General features: G+C 49.6%; 13 protein-coding genes. 1 reads left to right on the plus strand and 12 read right to left on the minus strand.

Annotated features, from left to right (window positions below; translation table 11 throughout):
- Nucleotides 1–11 precede the first annotated feature (11 nt).
- From HQ48_RS02495 to HQ48_RS02545, 10 genes are all read right to left on the minus strand, one after another.
- Complete coding sequence (locus HQ48_RS02495) at nucleotides 12–1,226, minus strand: hypothetical protein (protein WP_152568293.1); 1,215 nt, start codon at nucleotides 1,224–1,226, stop codon at nucleotides 12–14.
- Between the two features lie 315 nt (nucleotides 1,227–1,541).
- Entirely contained in the window at nucleotides 1,542–2,948 is a 1,407-nt protein-coding gene (locus HQ48_RS02500) for a TrkH family potassium uptake protein (RefSeq protein WP_044231536.1), read from the minus strand.
- A 51-nt stretch (nucleotides 2,949–2,999) separates the two neighbouring features.
- Nucleotides 3,000–4,355 carry a Trk system potassium transporter TrkA gene (gene trkA, locus HQ48_RS02505; protein WP_044189094.1) on the minus strand — a complete coding sequence of 452 codons (1,356 nt, stop codon included), beginning with the start codon at nucleotides 4,353–4,355 and terminating at the stop codon, nucleotides 3,000–3,002.
- A gap of 4 nt (nucleotides 4,356–4,359) precedes the next feature.
- Nucleotides 4,360–6,273, minus strand: coding sequence for a 1-deoxy-D-xylulose-5-phosphate synthase (dxs, locus tag HQ48_RS02510; protein WP_044231537.1), 1,914 nt, complete (start codon nucleotides 6,271–6,273; stop codon nucleotides 4,360–4,362).
- 304 nt (nucleotides 6,274–6,577) lie between these two features.
- Nucleotides 6,578–8,170, minus strand: a complete 1,593-nt coding sequence (locus HQ48_RS02515) for a thiol-activated cytolysin family protein (RefSeq protein WP_044231538.1) — start codon at nucleotides 8,168–8,170, stop codon at nucleotides 6,578–6,580.
- Between the two features lie 1,492 nt (nucleotides 8,171–9,662).
- Nucleotides 9,663–11,939 (minus strand): outer membrane beta-barrel family protein, encoded by a 2,277-nt coding sequence (locus tag HQ48_RS02520; RefSeq protein ID WP_081969693.1) that lies wholly within the window; start codon nucleotides 11,937–11,939, stop codon nucleotides 9,663–9,665.
- Between the two features lie 311 nt (nucleotides 11,940–12,250).
- Nucleotides 12,251–12,901: a MarR family winged helix-turn-helix transcriptional regulator gene (locus HQ48_RS02530; protein WP_044231541.1), complete on the minus strand. Its 651-nt coding sequence runs from the start codon at nucleotides 12,899–12,901 to the stop codon at nucleotides 12,251–12,253.
- 41 nt (nucleotides 12,902–12,942) lie between these two features.
- Nucleotides 12,943–14,187, minus strand: coding sequence for a Cof-type HAD-IIB family hydrolase (locus HQ48_RS02535; protein WP_044231542.1), 1,245 nt, complete (start codon nucleotides 14,185–14,187; stop codon nucleotides 12,943–12,945).
- Nucleotides 14,184–14,594: a C-GCAxxG-C-C family protein gene (locus HQ48_RS02540; RefSeq protein ID WP_081969694.1), complete on the minus strand. Its 411-nt coding sequence runs from the start codon at nucleotides 14,592–14,594 to the stop codon at nucleotides 14,184–14,186. The genes HQ48_RS02535 and HQ48_RS02540 overlap by 4 nt, the downstream gene beginning before the upstream one ends.
- A 9-nt stretch (nucleotides 14,595–14,603) precedes the next feature.
- Complete coding sequence (locus tag HQ48_RS02545) at nucleotides 14,604–15,113, minus strand: isochorismatase family protein (RefSeq protein WP_044231543.1); 510 nt, start codon at nucleotides 15,111–15,113, stop codon at nucleotides 14,604–14,606.
- Between the two features lie 745 nt (nucleotides 15,114–15,858).
- Here HQ48_RS02545 and trxA point away from each other — a divergent pair.
- Nucleotides 15,859–16,221 (plus strand): thioredoxin, encoded by a 363-nt coding sequence (gene trxA / locus HQ48_RS02550; protein ID WP_052408940.1) that lies wholly within the window; start codon nucleotides 15,859–15,861, stop codon nucleotides 16,219–16,221.
- An 80-nt stretch (nucleotides 16,222–16,301) separates the two neighbouring features.
- Here the strand turns inward: trxA and HQ48_RS09265 are convergent, their stop codons facing one another.
- Together HQ48_RS09265 and HQ48_RS02560 are read right to left on the minus strand one after the other, a co-directional pair.
- A complete protein-coding gene (locus HQ48_RS09265; protein WP_044231546.1) occupies nucleotides 16,302–17,291 on the minus strand; it encodes a YeiH family protein in 990 nt (329 codons plus the stop codon).
- A gap of 12 nt (nucleotides 17,292–17,303) precedes the next feature.
- Nucleotides 17,304–19,328 carry a family 20 glycosylhydrolase gene (locus HQ48_RS02560; protein WP_044231548.1) on the minus strand — a complete coding sequence of 675 codons (2,025 nt, stop codon included), beginning with the start codon at nucleotides 19,326–19,328 and terminating at the stop codon, nucleotides 17,304–17,306.
- Nucleotides 19,329–19,351 lie beyond the last annotated feature (23 nt).

Raw genomic sequence — 19,351 nt, forward strand, 5'->3', positions numbered from 1 at the left:
ACCTCATCAGCTTAGCGACGACTGCGAGTAGAGCGTCCGCTACCAGAAGAAGACGAAGAGCTGTTACTCCTTGAGGAGCTACCGGAGTCGTAGCCTCCACGGCTACTTGAAGAGGAGCCAGAGTCGTAGCTACGAGCCTGCGAGCGCTCATAGCTGCTGCGAGAGGAGCTGTAACCAGAGTCGCCTTGTGAACTGCTGTAGGTGCTACGGGCTGAGCCCCGATAGCTGCTACCAGATCGGCTAGAGCCTTGGTACGAGCGGTCGCCACCAGAGTAATACCCCTCCGAGGCCTCAGCCCTTGCTCGAGCAGAAGAGTAGGAGCCGTAAGAGGTGCGACGAGATGGACGAGAATAGTAGTCGTAGTTGTTGCGTGACGAGCCACTATATCTATTATTGTAGTAGTGCTCGTTGTAGGCTCGATCTCGACGGCCTTGATAGTAGCCATCGTAATAGCCGCCCCAGCCTCCACCGTAGTAACCGCCATAGTAGCCATTGTAGTAGCCGCCATAATAGCCATAGTACCTGTGGTACCAAGGATCGTAGTAGGGCCAGTAGTACCCATAGCGATAGCGGAAGGAGGGATAGCCCCAATTCCATGAAGAGTAACCCCAATAGGGTCGATAGTAGTAGCCAGACCAAGGACTATTGTAATAGACAGGATCGTACCATGAGTCGTACCAAGGATACCAAGACGAAGCGCCCCAGCCCATGGATATATTGACATGTGTAGAGGGTCTGCCATCATGATAGCGATAGTCCGTATCTACATAGACAGAGCTAGGGCTATTAATCACAATGGTACCATCGCCATGGAAGCGGGCTAGACGCTCGGAGTATGGCCCATAGACACGCACCTCACTATCACGATTACGACCTCGATTGTCATAGCCACGGCCTCGTTCGTCGTAGCGCTCACGCAAGTCGTACTGCATCTCCTGCTCGTCTTCTGGGCTGATGCGGCCATTGTAAGCATCAATCTCACGCTCTCGCTGGCGCTTCTTATAAGCTTCTAGTAGCTTAGCCTGCTCAGCACGTTCACGTTCCAGAGCAGCCTGTCTTTCTCTATAGCGTATCTCCGCCTCAGCTCTTGCTTGAGCCTCACGTTTCTCTATATCCTTACGACTGAGGTAGGCATCGTCCAGATACCTATCATCGCTCTGCCCAGATACGCCATGGCTAACCAAAAATGTCCCTGCGGCAAGGAGCAAAATTTTCACTAGTTTCATAATCTTCTTCAATCAATTAAGTGAAACACCTCTATAATCTCTACGTTATCCGAGGACATTAGTCTAACGCTACAAGCATAAAACATATTGCCTCTAGTGTGTAAAGATACCAATTTTACACATTAAAACAAAACAGACACTCAAAACAATCATTTTGATAGATCTGACTAGAAGATCCAGACATTAGCACAGAAGAGAACAAGTGCCCCGATCAATCTGACACAAATAAACAAAGGATACGGAAGCTAATGAGCTTCCATACCCTTTTCCGCTCGCATAAGCTAGGAGCCGCTGTGGTAGCGAAAAGGCTAAGTGCTACCTCTTCCAGAAGTGAGGCGTCAGGATACCCAAAACGGTGAAAACCTCTAAGCGCCCTGTAAGCATCAAGAAAGCCATCAGATACTTACTGAAGTCGCCAGCAGGGCCTATGGTAGACATATACTCCCCGATGCCGGGACCGGAGTTGCTCGCAGCCGAGCAAGCGATACTTAGACTGGAGATAAAGCCGTTGCCGTCGAGCATGAAGAGCAAACTACCCGCAAAGATCAGCATCAGGTAAACCACACAAAAAGCCAAAACTTGATGCACCGTACTGATGCTTAGCTGCTTGCCGTTTAGTTTCACAGGAGTAAAGAGATGAGGGTAGATCTGCTTCTTAAACTCGGTATATAGATTTTTCATCAGCAAGACGAAGCGAGCAACCTTGAGCCCCCCAGAGGTAGAGCCTGCACAGCCGTTGATGAACATAATCTGTAGCCCTAGCATCCAAAAGAAAGGGCGCCACTCTGTAATATCGGCAGTAAGGAACCCTGTACTAGACCCCAAGGATATAACTTGGAATAGCGACTTGCGTATTGCCTCCTCGACATCTTGGTAGAAACCCTGCGAATACAACCAAATGGCCGTGACGATCACGGTAGCACCGATGAAGATATTAAACCATCTAAACTCCTCATCACGCAACAGCTTGAGTGGGCTACCAGCGAAGGCAAAATAGATAAGCGTAAGATTGAGAGCTCCTATGTACATAAACAAACTGAGCACATACTCAATGTAGACAGAGTCGTATGCTGCGATACCAGCATCTCGTGTGGAGTAACCGCCCGTAGAAACACAGCTAAGCGAATGGCACACGGCATCGAATAACCCCATAGGCCCAAGGACAAGGAGCACAATCAGTACCAGAGTCTCGACTACATAGACGATACACAACCGCTGAGCCACATCGGCGATACGTGGCAAAAAACGTTCGTGCGTGATGCCCGTAGTCTCGGCGTTGAAGATTTGGCTCGCTCCGCCACCAAACATCGGCACCAAAGCCACCGTAAAAACGACGATACCAATCCCCCCCTGCCACTGCATTAGGCTACGCATAAACAAAATCCCATGAGATAGATGCTCTACCCGACTAAAGATTGTAGCGCCAGTGGTGGTAAAGCCTGAAATACACTCTAGGAATGCATCGACAAAACGAGGCGTCGCCCCACTGAGCATCATCGGAATCGTGGAGAGTAGAGAGAGGAGTAGCCACGTAGAGGTCACGGTAAGCATGCCCTCACGCCTCCCTACTCTCTGGTCTTTGAGATCTCTACCCAAACCAAACAACACCCCTCCGACGCCAGCGTATGCCAGTACTCCGATGACGAAAGGCATGATCACCTCGCCGAAATACAAAGAGATACCCACGCAGATGAGCATCATCACGCACTGGACAAGACTCATCAGCCCTAGTACTCGAGATATAAATCGGAAGTTGATTGTCTTCACGGTTGGCTAGTTAAAGAGGCGTTTGAGTTCGTTGAGAGAAACATCGTGGTAGAAAACCATGACGTGGTCGTATGGCTCAATCACCGTATCGCCCCCAATCATTCGAGGCACTCCGTTGCGCAGCATGCCACCAAGCGTCATGTGGTCTGGCAACTCCAAATCCATGATGCGCTTACCAACCAAAGGCGACTGACGCCCGACGATGAGCTCTGCGACCTCGGCATTGTTGAGCAGGGAGAGGCAGACTATCGAGCCTGCTTTCTGCCCCAGCAGCATTTGATAGATATACCCCGCTGCAAGCAGTTTTTTGTTGATGAGCGTACCGATATCTAGGCGATAAGCTAGTGGGATATAGTCGATATTCTCCTCCTTGGCGATCGTCTTATAGACGTTGTAGCGTTTGGCTGCCAGACATGCCAAGATATTCGTCTCGGAGTTCTGGGTCAGGGCGACGAAGACCTGAGCATCATCGAGCCCTACCTCTCTGAGCAGATCTGGGTTCTGTCCGTCCCCATGGTAGACCATAACGTTGGGAAACTTATGATCCGAAACCATAATACACTTCTCCTTACTCTTCTCGATGACACAGATGCGAATACTCTCAGGGAGCTTCTTGATCGTTTGCATGGCCACTCTGCTGGCCCCCATGATGACCATCTTGCGCACCTTGGGACACTGCTTCCCTGCTAGCCGTCTGATCTCATCAATCTGCCCCACCGGACAAGTGAAGAATACCAAGTCATTGGCCTCGATGCGTGTCGAACCCGTAGGAATAATGGTCTGCAAATCTCGTTTGATCGCAACGATGTGGTAAAACTTGTCACTCCCCGCTGAAGACTCCTGCTTGAGCTCGTAGAGATGCTTACCCACAATCTCGGCATTGTCCCGCACCTTGACGCCCGCCAGTATCAGAGCGCCATTAAACAGCTCCACATACTGCCTAGCCCATGGGTTGAGCGTTGTGGAGGCAATCTCATTGGCGGCCAATTCCTCTGGGTAAATCAAGTGGTCGATGCCGATCGACTCGTAGTGATCTGCATACCTAGGCTCTAGATGGAGGTGCGTATTGACTCGAGCTATCGTCTGCTTGGCACCTAGCATCTTGGCTAGACTACAAGCCAGCAGGTTGGTCGCTCCGTCTGGCGTTACGCTCACGAATAGATCGGCCCCTACCACACGAGCCTCCTTGAGGTCGTCTAGAATCACGGGGTCGCCCACTGTCATCAAGGCTTCTATGTGCGATTTCTTCTCCTCCAAACGCTTCTCGTCAGCGTCCATGAGGACGATATCCTGCTCCTCACTCGCAAGCATCTGGGCTAGATGAGTACCAACCTCCCCAGCCCCTGCGATCACTATACGCATATCTCTAACGATTTATTAGTTGCTCGCCTGCCTCCCTAATAGAAGCATCATCCAAGCCACAGTCTAGGCGCTGCTGGCTAGGTGTGCCATGGGAGATAAAGCGGTCGGGGATCCCCAACCTTTTGAGCCGAGCTGTATAACCTCTATCCAGTATGAACTCTGCCACTGCAGAGCCTAGGCCACCACAGATGGAGGCCTCCTCTACCGTCACGACATTGGGGCAACGTGCCAGCAGGTCCTCGAGTAGCTCCTCGTCAAGGGGTTTGGCGAATACCATATCTATATGCCCTACATCAATCCCCTCGGAGCGCAACTGAGCGACAACCTTAGCTACATTGACGCCAATCGGGCCGATAGAGAGATAGGTAAGCAGACTACCTCTCTGCAGCTCTCGCCCCTTGCCAAAGGGAATCTCTTGCATGGGCTGGCGCCAATCGACCATAGAGCCCTGACCTCGTGGGTAGCGAATAGCTACGCTAATGGGCCAAGTCTTGTAGGCCGAGTACATCTGGTGGCGTAGCTGCGCCTCGTCCATAGGAGAGCAGACAGCTATATCTGGGATGCTACGCAGGTATGATAGATCGAACGCACCCTGATGCGTCGCACCATCTTCACCGACTAGACCCGCTCGGTCTAGACAGAAAATTACCTTATTACCCTGTAGAGCCACATCGTGTATGAGCTGGTCGTAGGCCCTCTGCATAAATGTCGAGTAGATGTTGCAGAAAGGGATCATGCCCCCCGAAGCCAAACCCGAGGAGAAAGTAACAGCATGCTCCTCGGCAATACCCACATCGTAGGCTCTCTCGGGGAAGACCTCCATCATCTTATTCATCGAGCAACCTGAGGGCATAGCAGGTGTGATACCGACAATGCGCTCGTCCATGCGAGCCAGCTCTACGAGTGTCTCGCCGAATACGTCCTGAAACTTGGGGGGCTCTGGCTGGGCTGGTGCAGCAAGTCGTTGCCCTGTAGCGGGGTCAAACTTACCGGGGGCATGCCAAATCGTAGGGGATTTCTCGGCTGGTTCGTAGCCCTTGCCCTTGACTGTACTAATGTGCAGGATCTTGGGGCCTCGCATATTCTTGAGCCCATTGAGCACATGTACCATGCGCAGCACGTCATTGCCATCTACGGGACCGAAGTAGCGAATGCTAAAGCTATCGAACAGATTATTCTGCCTCGACACGAGGCTCTTGAGCTTATTGTTGAAGCCAAGAATATCTCGTTTGTCTTTCTCCTCGATGAGGCGTAGCTTCATCAAGCCATGGTAGAAGTCCCGCCTAACACAGTTGTAGGGACGAGAGGTAAGCAGATCTACCATATATTTATTAAGTCCACCGACATTCTTGTCGATAGACATATTATTATCGTTGAGTATAATGAGCAGATTGTTGGGAGCGGAGGAGGCATTGTTCAGCCCCTCGAAGGCCATGCCTCCCGTCATCGAGCCATCGCCGATGAAGGCTACCACACGCCGACGCTCCCCCTTGCTCTTGGCAGCTACCGCCATACCGAGGGCTGCTGAGATAGAGTTGGAGGCGTGTCCAGCCACGAAGGTATCGTACTCACTTTCCTTGGGGCTTGGGAAACCCGATAACCCACCCCATTTGCGTAGCGTGTGGAATTCCCCTCTGCGCCCCGTCAAGAGCTTATGAATATAGGCCTGATGCCCCACATCCCAGACAATCTGATCGTACGGAGCATCGAAAACATAGTGCATAGCCACTGTTGCCTCGACAGCTCCTAGATTGGACCCCAAGTGCCCGGGATTAACCGACAGAGCCTCCAATAAGTACTGCCTGAGCTCCGCGCAGAGCTTGGGTAAATCTTCTAGGGCAAGCTGCTTGAGATCGCTAGGGGTATTGATCCTATCGAGCAACGGATAGAGGATTGTCCCCTCGGGGCTATGTTCCATAAACTTAATCGTTATCGTATAAATCTCACTTCAGATATAGCAAGCGCATGGGCGCTGCATCAAAATGTGGTTACTCTAGATCTGCATCGAACGGCTTCTGCGGTCGCATAGGCATCACCCTGACCTCCTACTATATCATTCATTAAACACATAAACAAAGGTAAGGGTTTCCATATAATATTATGGTGTATCCCCTGCAAAAGCATGAGAGGCCACACCGCAATAATAGGTGTAGCCCCTCCCTAATATATACAAGGCCTCAAAGGAAGAATACAAAGTATGAGGCCCACACGCATTCGTCTAACTAGAATACTGTGACTTTCTGGTTCTCAAACTCAAACTTGGCAGTATAAGACTGGTTTACCTTATCCTTCAAGACTAGAGCCTCACCAGTGTTGTTGTCATAGAGGTGATCACTCTTTCTAGACCCCTTGACTTCGGCTCTCTTGATCAGAGCATCTGCTTCAGGAAACTCAAAAAGCAAATGTTTACCCTTATCTTCTAGATTATTCTTAGGCTTTAACACGAACGTGATTTTTTCTCCCTCTTCGTAGTTAGAAACCTTGATATCCCCATAGATCCTAGGGTCTGCACCAAATTTTTTGAAGGCAATCTTAACTTCCTCTTGATTCCCACTCTTATATTCTTTCCTCACAAACACATCATAGGCATTGTAAATATTCTCTCCAAGGCCTGTATGGAATGAGTCATTATTGAAGAAGACATCAAATGAAATGCGCTTAATAGGCTGCTTTTCTCGCGTGTATCTAGAGTAGATGACCGTCTTGAATGTCTGATTCGTTTCCAGTTCTCTGAGCTTATAAGCGATGGGTACTCCGAGATTATCCTTACTCCATGTTGCCCCCTCGGCAAGGAAACTCTTAATCATCTGCACATCTACAACGCTCTGACCAGCAAGCTTAGCGCTACCACCGAGAACACGTCCTCTGATAGAAGATCTCTCCGAGATAGACTTGAAGTTAGCCTCTGCCTCTGCGGTGAAAGAGCCGCCAAGGAAGCTTGTCTGCAGCTTTGCATCTAATTCATTCTTAGTTAGGCTAGTTTCAACACCTAGAAGGAGGATACGTCCAACCTTAACCGAAGAGATGTAGAGAGGCTTATTAGTCCCGAAAGCACTCTTATAATCGAACTCGCCAGCGAAGAAGTCTGATGGCTTCTGTGGAGTATCCAGATCCATGGTATAGAACACCTGCTGCACTTTCACGAGGAAGTACTTCTTGTCGGAGCTATAAGAAAAGCCAGCTGTAGCCTTAACAGAAGTAGATGTACCATTATAGCCACCACCGATAGCAATCTTGAGGTGCTGCTCGTCATGTACCTCCTCTGATGAGTAAGAGATGTTGGCTGGAGGAGGGTTAAATCCTCTACCAAGCAACTCATTGACACCAGCACGCACAGTAGAGAGCTTAGGATCTGGTACTACAATGGTAGGATTGGAGCCTGTCAGAGAAACAGAAATGGTAATTGGCTTACGTGGAGCAACCACTGGGCTATAGTCCCCATTAATTACGCTCGTAGCCTTGATCAGAGCCCCGGGGTAAAAAAGCTCATGATTGTCCGAAAACAGAAGCTGCTCCTCTAGAGCGACTGCTTGTTCATAGTCTTTTCTTTCCCCTGCAACTGGCAAAATTTCATCTGCTCTGAAAGCTCGTGGCTTCGAAGCATCATACGGACGCTCTGCGAAAGGTTCAATTTGCTTTACGGTTGGGAGATTGGTCACAAACGTGTTTAGCTGATTGGCATAAGCGGCACTTATATTGCCTTGTTTTTCAGCGCCATTTTGGTTTTTAAGGTTTGGCTCATCTTTGGTCGAACACGAATAAACCCCTACTACGAGAGCCACAGCCAAGAAGCCTTTAAATCCTGTGAAATCCATAAACGTTAAATTAAAATTGATACAACAATGTGAGCGTCAAATACGCCCCTTAATTCACTTCTTGGGGTGCAAAAGTAAGTCAAGCAAATTGAATAGCCATCTTTTTTCCGCAATAAATATTTGACACGATGTAGCAGAATTTCCAGAAAAAACCATTCTTAATCACTGAAAATCAAAATATTAATATAAAATTATTTTTTTATCTCAGGGCTGCATATTAAGTAAAAATCCAAACTTTATTCCACATCATTAAGGATATATCCGCACTAAATGGACTTACGCTGGGCGCTCGATAATAGATTTGGGAGAGGATTATGCCCCCAATTAGCTTGAGTAGCGCCCGCTCGATGGGGCTCCTCCCTCCTACCCGAGCCAATGGAGCTGTACTACCCAGCCACTATAAGACCTCCTAAACTGAAAATAAATGTTTAAGCGCAGATCAATTTTGGATCAACTTTTAGATATCGGTGGGTGAGTTCCTCTATGTTCAGCCCAAAGGAGGCAGACCTCGTATTTGGCCTCTAGGAGGCTCTAGATTGCGTCCGACACGGTTTGGGCTCTTCCCCCTTGGAGCAACAAAAACACCCACCTTAAACAAAGACAACACAAACAACTAATAATCAACATCATAAAACAAAACAACCTGTCATCTAGCGCACTCATGCCTCATTTCGGGATATTTCTTCCCATCAATCTTGGCTAATTGATGGACACATTGCAGAGGGTTAGTCCACCAATCCGCAAAAACGTTCCCATCAATTTCCCGCCAATGTTCCACAGACCTTTATAAACTGAGGACTCGTTTCATAAAATTCGAGGGTAATACATTTACACACCTTAACAGATATATAGACAGTTGGATATCCTTGATAGAATTAAATCTCTAAAAGATTGCATTGGCTCACCCGAAAAAGAGCTCGACCAACAATAAGGTAAACAATCATGATTAAGATTAACCACCAGAATAAAAGAAGAGCTAGCAAAAGAGCTTGCGGAGCGGATAATGATGTCTATGCTGAACTCTGATTATACTACAAGGAGTGGAGAGGCTCTCTCAGTGTAGATGGGGAGATAACGACATTAGAGAGTCTTAGTCAAAGACATTTATCACTCTCCGAAAGTGTCATACGGTGAGGCTATTGATAGATTGAAAAAACATCTCCACTATTGAGGGTGGGGAGAAAAGCAAATACAGACAAATATACTTCAATTATAAGGACACAATAGATAACTACATTCCTAGAGAGAAAACCGAAGAAGGAAAAATGATAACGAGTGTGCCATAGATTTAGAAGAGAGAGATCTAGTAGACCGATTCTACTTCTACATCGAAAATCTTACAGAGAGTCTAATTAATAGGTGCTATCTCTTCCTCTAATATGCATGGTAATTAGCCCGATCCTGAGAATTTCGGCAAACGGCCATTGGCGAAGTTTACCTATGATTTACTGCAACAGCTTGGCGTCAAGCCTCCGAAATAAAGAACCTTTCTTTATCCGCCAAAGCGAGAGGTGTCGACCTGCTTGTGCTTGCGCTGCTTGTATTGGCCGAAGCGGTAGGACAGAGAGAGCACAACGCTGCGCAGGTGCTTATCTACATGCATAACTAGGCGATTGCCCCCAAGCTCAGCGGTCGGGCGTGGAGCTCCACGCTCCAATAGGTCATTGCCCTTGAGGCTAAGTGTTAGGCGGTCGTCTAGGAGCACACATTGTAGACCTGCATTCACGACCCAGAGAGAGGAGAGGTCGTAGTTGGTTTGGATCGAGGGGCTAACGTAGTAGCTCGAGAGGTCTAGCGAGAGCTTAGGCCGTTTTAGGAGCATGATACTATTGTCTAGGTATAGATAGGCGTTGAGCCTCTGTCGGTCTAACTGGTGCCCGTGGAAGTCATTCGTCTTTAGACGTGTTTGCATCACGCCAAGCGTAATCCTTGAGTCGAGTATCTGGCCTAGCTTGATAGGAGCAACGAGATTAGCCCCCATACGCAGAGCATAGTCCCAGTTGAGTGTCTTGTAGATGAGGATTAGCTGCTCGGTAGACTGGTAGGCCGATTGCTGGAAGTAGCTGGGCTGATAGGTCCAGAAGAGCTGTACGGCATAGTCTTGTTTGTAGAGGTAGTTGAGCGAGGCTCTGTGTGTACGCATCGGTGTGAGTAGAGGATTGCCGTGAATTTGGCTATACACATCTAGGTAAGAGATGCTGTGCTGCATCTGCTTGTAAGGCGGGTAATCCTTGTCTGAGCTAAGAGAGAACTGTACGATATGGGTTGGCGTCTTCATATAGTTGAGCGACAGGCTGGGGTAGACGTGCCATCTGCTACGATTGCCTTGACGGTAGTACTCTGCCGTCACCGACCCCGCAATCCAAGTGTTGCCGATTTTGTACGATAGGCCTGCGTACACCTCGTATATCTGCTCACGGGTTAGAGCTGATAGGTCGGGGAGGGAAACGAGCGCTCCTTTGAGGGTATGAGAGGTTTGGCTGTCTTGGCTACGGCTGAGCTGGGCAATGCCACCGTAGGTTACACGCAACTTGTTTAGAGGAGTCAAGCTCCCGTTGAGATACGCCTTAGCTTGATGGGCATACTGGGAGGCATCAATCTGAAAATCACTTAGTCCCGATGTTGTGGCTATGCTCATCATCTGCGCACTGAGATAGCGGTAGTGCAGATAGTCCACACCAATCTCTAGCCCCTTGCCCCAAGTATAGCTAGCCGAGAGGTTATGCATATAGGTAGATGAGGTTTTGTTGTTGACGTCTTGCTTGAATGTGCCGACTGATGTCGCTTGGCTTGCCTTATCTGGTGCTAGATCTGTCGTGTAGGCAGCACTGAATTGGTAATCTTTGCTAGGCGTATAGTCGGCTCCTAGGCGCAAGAGATGCTCCTGCCCCGATGTACTGATGGTTTGCTCTTGGTTCAGCTCGTAGCGCTTCCTCCCGACTTGATGCCAGCCCTCCAGACCTATTGGAGAAACGGAGCGGGATACCCGAGGAGTGTATAGAGCATCTAGGGTCAGCGTGGGGGAGTCGTACACCAAACTACCTCGTCCCGAGAAACTAGAGGCATATTGCTCCATGTAGCTGGTTTGTACCTCGCCTCGCCAGTGTGCTTCCTCTCCTCGAAGTAGCACTACATTGATTACTGCACCTCGGGTCTGGTATTTGGGTTCTGGGTTGTACATCACCTCTAGGCTTGTCACTCGGCTGGCGGGCATTGAGGTCAGCAGGGCTCTAAGCTGACCTGTGGACATGGTGCTGGGGCGACCGTTTAGGACGATTGTTACCTCCGAAGCTCCAACCAATGATAGAGAGCCGTTGCTCTCTAGGACTGAGGGCAAGCGCTTGATGAGATCGAAAGCAGAGTTGGCGATGCGTCCTTTGAGAAGTGTGGGCGCATCGTAGACGAACTTACCTTGCTCAAGTCGAACCAGAGGCCTGCGCCCTACGATGGATACCTCTCCCAGAGTACTGGTCTGTGCGGCTATGTGTATATCGCCAACCTCGGGAGAATGATATGTAGAGCTATGGGTTTGGTAGCCGAGATGCTGAATGAGTAGGCGAAAAATCGGAGGATAATTGGTGAAGCTAAACGAACCATCAGATGCCGTTATTGCTCCCGATAGATAAATCGAGTCACTACTCTGCAAGACGACAGTGGCCCCCTCTAGAGGCTTATCTCCCTCGCCCAATACTCGCCCTCTGATGCCTTGTGCCAAAGCACTAGCTACACTAAGTAGGCTCATGATGACCACGAAAAAACTTACTCTCATAGCGATAATAGATATTGTCTGTACTGATGATTACTTAATCGTTAGTGTCGTAATAACCAAACTGCTCAAGCAGCCTTGGATATTTGCTCTGCACGGACTGAGTCGTAGGGCAGAGGTTACATATTTTGTCGTACCTTTTGGCTTTATTCTTGCGGTCTTCTAGAACTGATTACTTGCCTTGTACTTTGCATATTCTGAGGTTTCTAAGAGCGAAAGAGGCTGAGCCAAAAGTGAATTTTGACACAGCCCCGTAGCTGATGTAATTGTGCTCTGCAAGCTATCCCTAGCTTTCGCCATGTTGGCCATTAGCTCTACTCCTCTGTTTGGCAGGTGGGCATTAGACCCTCTAGACCGAGCTCAGATAGGCGACCTATGTGTTGGCTTTGCTCCTGCGTTAGATGCTCTAGCAGGAAGAGTAAGTTCTTCCTTTGGTGCTGGCTCAGTGGCGAGGAGAGTAGCTTGGCTGCCATATGTAGTTTGGGGAAGACCTTAAATAGTTCCCCCTTGCCCTTGGGTGTGATGAAGACTCTGATGCTTCTGCGGTCATTCTCGCTAGGAAACTCTTCAATGAGGCCGTCCCGCTTGAGCCGTCGCATCACCTCTCCACCCGAGGTCTTCTCCATGCCGTTTCTGCTGTTTAGTTCGCTTTTGGTTAGTCCGTTGTCATTGAGTAGACACACGAGGTAGGTGTACTCCTCCTCGGTCTGTAGGTATTCACTCTCCGCTAGAGCTTTTTTGATATAAGCCTTGGAGTAGCGGTGCAGTAGGCTCAGATGCCTCGCAATCCCCACATCTGCGGGGGCTGCATCGGCCCTAGGGTCTGATGTGTCTTCATGTATAGGTATCATACTCTCGACAAAAGTCAAGAAACTACGCATACCCATCTGCTCGGCATCTGGTACTAAGCTCTCAAATAGGTCGAGGTACTCGACCAGCTCTAGAAGTAATCGCTTACTTTTCATCCTTCCCCTCCTAACACCTGATGATTACGAACTGCAAATAGTTACCTCCTCTTGAGAATGCTGTTGAGCACTCGAGCCGTATGTACAAGCTTACCCGACTTCTGTGAATAGATCTCTACGCTCCAAACATGGGTGCTACGTCCCCTATGCATGATGCGTGCCTCCGCCCTCATCGTATCTCCTGTCATGGCAGATGCTACATGGTTGCCACTAACTTGCGCGCCTACTTGCATCTCCCCCTCCTCTAGTAGGGCCAGCGAGCCGTAGCCCGCCATAGTTTCGGCGAAAGCGAGGTTCGCCCCACCATGTATGATGCCCATAGGCTGGGCGGTGCGATTGTCTACTGGCATCGTCCCTACGATATAGCCCTTGGCAACCTCTACGCAACGGATCCCCAGTGCTTCCATAAGTGTCCCGGGGATTAGTGAGTTGAACTCCTCTACCGTGTAGGGCGATTCGTCGTGGTGGTTGAAGAGGTACTTGGCCAATAGGTGTGCCACACCGTCTTCGTCATTGCTCTTGGTCACGTAGTCGGCACAGGCTTTGATAGCTTCACGAGCGTTAGCCATAGCAACGCCTAGACCAGCGTATTGGATCATCTCCAGATCATTGAAGCTATCCCCCACGGCAATTAGTTCGCTGCGGTCGTAGTCTAGTCGCTCAAGCAGTCGGCTTAGAGAGGCTGCCTTGTGCACTCCTTCTGGTACCACCTCCAAGAAACTCGGGTGGGAACGAAAGGCATTGACACGACCAGCGAAGCGCTCCTTGACGATAGGCTCCAGAGCTTCTATGTGATCGGGGGGGCCAACGATCAGGCACTTGGGCAGGACTTGTGGTACGTCTGTGGAGAAGTTGGCTACCTGTTTAGGGCTCATTCCGGTGATCTCGACTTCCTTGAGTAGGTAGGGGTCTCCAATGTTTTCGGATAGGATATGTTCTGCATCGTACGTCAGTATTGTTAGGCCGTACTCTTTACTCAGACCGTATAGCTCTGTAGCTATGCCCTCGGGCAATAGGTACGAAGCAATGGGATTTTTAGCTCTGCAGTTGTAGACTTCTCCTCCGTTGAAAGGCATTAGATAGCCACTGTATCGGTCTAGTTGTAGCTCACGAGCAATCTCTCTTAGCCCTGCCGTAGGGCGACCAGAGGCAATGATTAGACGTATCCCATATTCTTCTTGAGCTTTGAGTAGGGCATCACGCACTGGGGCCGTGAGCACCCTCTCGGAATTGACCAATGTGCCGTCTACATCAAGGGCCATTAGCTTATACTTCGTTGTCTTCATCTGTTTTCTTCGTTTAGTGTAGCTTGGGTCGCTAGGAGGATCTCTTGTGCCATATCTACTAGGGCGCTGCAGGGGCGGTTGTATTTACCTTTGAGTTCGGCACAGGTTAGTCCGCCTGCTCTCTGGCGGAAGGTTTCGATCAGCTGAGCCGAGTGCTCGGCATTTATCAGGCTGCTTGCTGCATAGATTGCCCCGCACATTCCGCCCTCGGCTCTTCCACCGCCTTTGCTTCGGTAGATAAGTTCGATCTCATCGTCGGTCAATCCCGTCAGCTCTTGCTGAGATTTGTGGACGGACTGAGCACAGTTCCAGTTGTTGGACGCATTATGAAAGAAGGTTGAGGCCATAGGTCCTCTAGGGCGTGTCGCAGACTTTGGCTTGTCTTGAGGTAGCTCTTGTGTACCCATTATCTATTACTACTCTGGTTTATTGATGTAAGCGATCCCTTCGTTCAGGAGCTCGATACGTTCACTTGGGATATCTCGGAGCAAGTCACCATGCGTTGCGGCCACGCAGTAGTCCCCAGCCAAACCCGCGAGGTAGATTTTGTCTGCCTCGAGTAGCACACGAGGCGTCTGTTCTGCGAATGCGCTGTACGCATCTTTTTCGCTTGTAGTTGCCTTCTCTACGTAGAGCAATGTCTTGCCCGAGAGAGCAGCACGTACGGTCTGCTCGTGAATGGCTGGGTAGATAGCAGCTCCCTCGGTGTAGCGCACGCAGTGTGGAGGCCACATGCCTCCCTGAGCGACGAAGCTACAGTGGTCGTATGGGTGCTGATCCATCGTCACTACTACGGTGTCATAGCAATTGGGATGCTCTTGCATCCAAAGCGCCAAGTGCTCCATCGCCTCGGCGGCCTCCGGCACAGGTAGTGTACCCGTGATGAAATCTATCTGAGGATCTACAATGAGAAGAACGTGCTTCATAGAAAAATAGTATGAATGATGATAAGAAATGATTTAGTTCGTTAGTAGCATGAAAAGGCCATACAAGGTAAGGGGAATGAAGAATATGATACAAAGCAAAACGAGGCACCCACAGCCTCTGCGTGTGGACTCCCCGAAGCTATCTCCCCCTAGTAGGGCTCCTAGTAGGGCGGCGAAAAGCAAGAATATGACAAGCTCAAACATAACTTATTATGTAGTGAATATAGGATTACTCCAGCGCACCCACCCATCTCGACAGATTGGAGGCAGAGGCTGGGCCAGTAGCGAGCCAAACGCAACAGCTACAATACTATATATATCATAAGTCTATTAACTATTATATTGTTTAGCAGGAGTTCGATATAGTATAGTTATCGGGGCTGGCGTCGGGCTAGGTAGATTGATTAGCAAGCCAATAGGATAGTTTGGGGAGCTCACCGAGCTTTGCCCCGGCTATTTTCAAAGTCAAATATAGCTCTTATTTGCCCCAAAAGACCTAATACAGAATATTTCCTGATTGTGATCGGCCTAGATTAGGAAGAAGGGTATCACGACAGAACCATTCTTCTACAATTTCAAGACTCCTAAATAAGGGCTCTACACCTAGAGTATATCAATAATCTAACAAGACGGCTACACCTAGTGAAGAGAATCGTAGCCGTCTTACCGTCTGTGGCATGGGGAGCGAACAATTTAGGTGACGCCTTGTTTTACACCCAGACAACAACTAAAATTATTTACAAACATGGCAGTAAATCATATTTCCAAAGCTGAGTTCGTTCAACTCGTTCACGATGTAGACACCAATCCTGCTGGTTGGCAGGCTAAGCACAGCCTCCCAGTATTGATCGACTTCTATGCTACTTGGTGTGGTCCTTGCCAAGCTCTAGCGCCACTGCTTGAAGAAGTGGCACAGGAGTACGAGGGACGTATCCAGATCTATAAGGTTGATGTAGACCAAGAGCCCGAACTAACATCGCTCTACAACATTCGTACAGTTCCTACGCTCCTATTTGCACAGCCCAACAGCGACAAGCCTAAGCTGATGCTTGGGGTAATGGGTAAGGCCGAGCTTAAAGAAAAGATCGAAACCCTACTGCTAGGCTAATCTTTGGACAGCCCATACAACAAGAACCGCCTGCACTCTCGACAGAGGGAATGCAGGCGGTTCTTGTTTATCTCAATAGCTTAGGCAAAAAAGAAGACGCCGAGCAAGGAGCTAATGCTAATAATTACCCAGAGTACGATAGCTAAGACAAAAGGCTTAGCTCCAATACCCCGTAGAGAAGACCAAGAGAGCGATGCACCGATGAAAAACATAGCGAGCATCATACCACGACGAGCAAGCGAACTAATCCATCGGCTTAGCTCTGGGCTTACCTCTTGTAGGAAATATGTATTGACAATCATCGCCAGTACGAAGTAGGCGATAAACCACGGAATACGTACTCGGCTACCGCCTCGGCTAAAGATAAGCGACGAAACGAAGGCCAGAGGGATAATCCACAGAGCTCTAGTTAGCTTAATCATAGTCGCAGTTTGCAGAGCTTCGTCGCCATAGGCTGCGCCAGCTCCTACTACGGAGCTAGTGTCGTGAATGGCAATCGCTGCCCACGTGCCGAAGCTATTCTGGCTAAGCTCTAGGTAGTGCCCAATAGGTGGGAAGATAAATAGGGCAATAGCATTGAGCACAAACACCGCCCCGAGTGCTACGGACATATCTCGCTCATCGGCATCAATCGTCGGCCCGACTGCGGCAATAGCACTCCCACCACAGATGGCTGTCCCCGAACCTATGAGGTAAGAGATCTTGCGCTCCAACCCAAGAAGCCGCCCGAGTAGGACGCCTAGAGCGAGTGTACCGAAGACGCTAACGATCGTCACACTCATTCCTCCCGCACCAGAAGACAAAGACTCTTGTAGATTCATGCCGAAGCCAAGCCCGACAACCGACCATTGGAGCAGTTGTTTGGAGGCACGAGAGTTGAATTTGGCGTATGGTGTACCGAAAATCGCAGCACAGAGTAGCCCGAGGAATAGGGCTACTGGCGGAGTGAGCCAAGCAAAGTAGGATTGCAGACTAGGGATACAGCCTAGTGATAGGCAGAGTACAACCAGAATACACAGGGCGACGTATCCTCTCTCGGCTCGGCTTTGTGGGATTAATGGGGTATTCATGCTATAGATCTACTATTTATGGAGTAGATAGTTGTAAACTTTTAGGTTAGTAATGTTACTATTAAACTCTCCAGCTCTACGCAAAGGGAAAACCAGTGTTCGGTGGTAGTGCATCTTCTTTCCCGTGCGATAGACTGTTGGGGAGAATGGATCTGGGGCTTGGTAGAGCGTGTTGAGGCGTTCCCCCTCCTGCTGTGGCACATACACGGTCTGGATATCGAATCTCTGGCGTAGCTTACCATTGATGTAGAGCGCCGTTCCCTTGTTTGTCCCTTGGATCGCAATCTGCACCTTACCAGTCTTGGGCAGTGTATAGTCGAACGTATCGAGGTAGCCATCTCTTAGGAAGCCTAGTTGCCCATTTTGGGGTGAAGTGAGATAGAAGACCGCATGCGCCGAGCGGAATAGCTCTGTGCCGATTAGCTCATCAGCTAGCTCCATATCCCAGCTGACGGTATAGTTGTAGCCTATCTCTTCGTATGGTAGTTCGCTCCGAGGGTTAAGGCTAGCTTGACTGTACACCTCGGCGGGCTCTGCTGCTAGGCGTGCCAATTCGTTTACTCCGGGGGCTTCACTCAGCAAAGGCCGCTGTCGCTCGTAGTCGGCATAGGGAATGGTCGTGCTATGAGCCGTCCAAGTCTTCAGAGCGATCATTTGCAGGGCGGGCATCAAGCGATGATGAATATCCTTGACCGTGATACCATTGCCGTAGTGGTCATTCCAAACGGCAAACATACCACCTAGGAGCGATGAGTCTTGCTCCTCAAACCTCTGATTGCCAATCTGCGCTGGTGTCCAAAATTTGTGTAGACGCTCGGTGTCGAGGTAGTCGTAGTAATAGCCTGCACCGGGTACAATGTAGGTCCAGCCGTCAGGGATACTCACAATCTGATAGCCCTGTTTCTTCATTTCCGTAGGATCTGCATAGCCGTTGTACCAGCACATCATCACCACATCTTGGCTTGCCACAGGCGTTTTGCCGTATGCGTGGGTAAGAGCTCCCCATAGGCAAGCCTGCTTACCGAAGCTCTGAACGTACTTGATGTATCGATCGGTGAAGTAGCGAAACCTCTCTCGCACCTCCTCTTTGGCATTGCTATACTCGTCTGTGCCGATATTCACTCGGCGACCACGAAAGACGGGTTTATCGCCTGATAGATATTCGTGGAATAAGGCATCGACAAACTCATAGGTCTTGGGGTTGAAGAGGTCTAGATGATCCATACCGTACTCCTTGCTCCCGATCTCCGGTATGATACGGCTAAAAGCCAGTGAGTGTGCCGGCACATCAATCTCGGGGATAATCTCTACAAACTGACGCATGGCACGCTCCTGAAAGTCGATGAACTCCTGCTTGCTGTACGATGCTCCTTTGATGGCCAAGTTGGGGAATACCTCGCTCTCTAGGCGGAAGGCCGATGAGGTCTGTGCCCAATCGCCACCGAAGTAGTCCTTGAAGCCATTGTCATTGAGGTGAACTTGTAGGGTATTCATCTTGTAGTAAGCCATCACCTTGACCAAGCGATGCAGGTAGTCCATAGGGATATATTTACGGGCTACGTCTAGCAGTAGGCCACGCATGGCATAGCGAGGAGTATCGGTCGTCTGTCCTTGAGGTAAGGCTTGTCGCTCGTGCTGCTCCGAGAGTTGTAGTACAGTACGTGTCCCCCAAAATAGCCCTTGAGCGGTGGCTGCCGTGAGTCGAGTAACCTCGGTGATAGACAAGTGATAGCCTTCTAGTCCCAGAGCGTAATCTGGCTTGAGAGATAGGACGAAGTCCCCAGCTCTGGCTGAGCCACGGACGATGCGTAGCTGACGGCCAAACATCTGTCTGTAATCATTGGCCAGCTCCTCGGCCACCGCCCTAAGCTCCTTGGAAGAGCCAGAGAGGACGATGCGTCCAGAAGGGCTGAACTCTCCCTCTGCTCCCTGCCACTCAGTTAGCTCAGGGATAACGAACGGCTTGGGGTTGCGCTGGGCTAATACGCTCCAGCCGAGGCAAAGGAAGAGTATTAATACTCGAATAATGTGTGTCATAAAATTGGATTGTCGGAGTAACT

Source organism: Porphyromonas sp. COT-290 OH3588, from assembly GCF_000769075.1.
Lineage (GTDB): Bacteria > Bacteroidota > Bacteroidia > Bacteroidales > Porphyromonadaceae > Porphyromonas.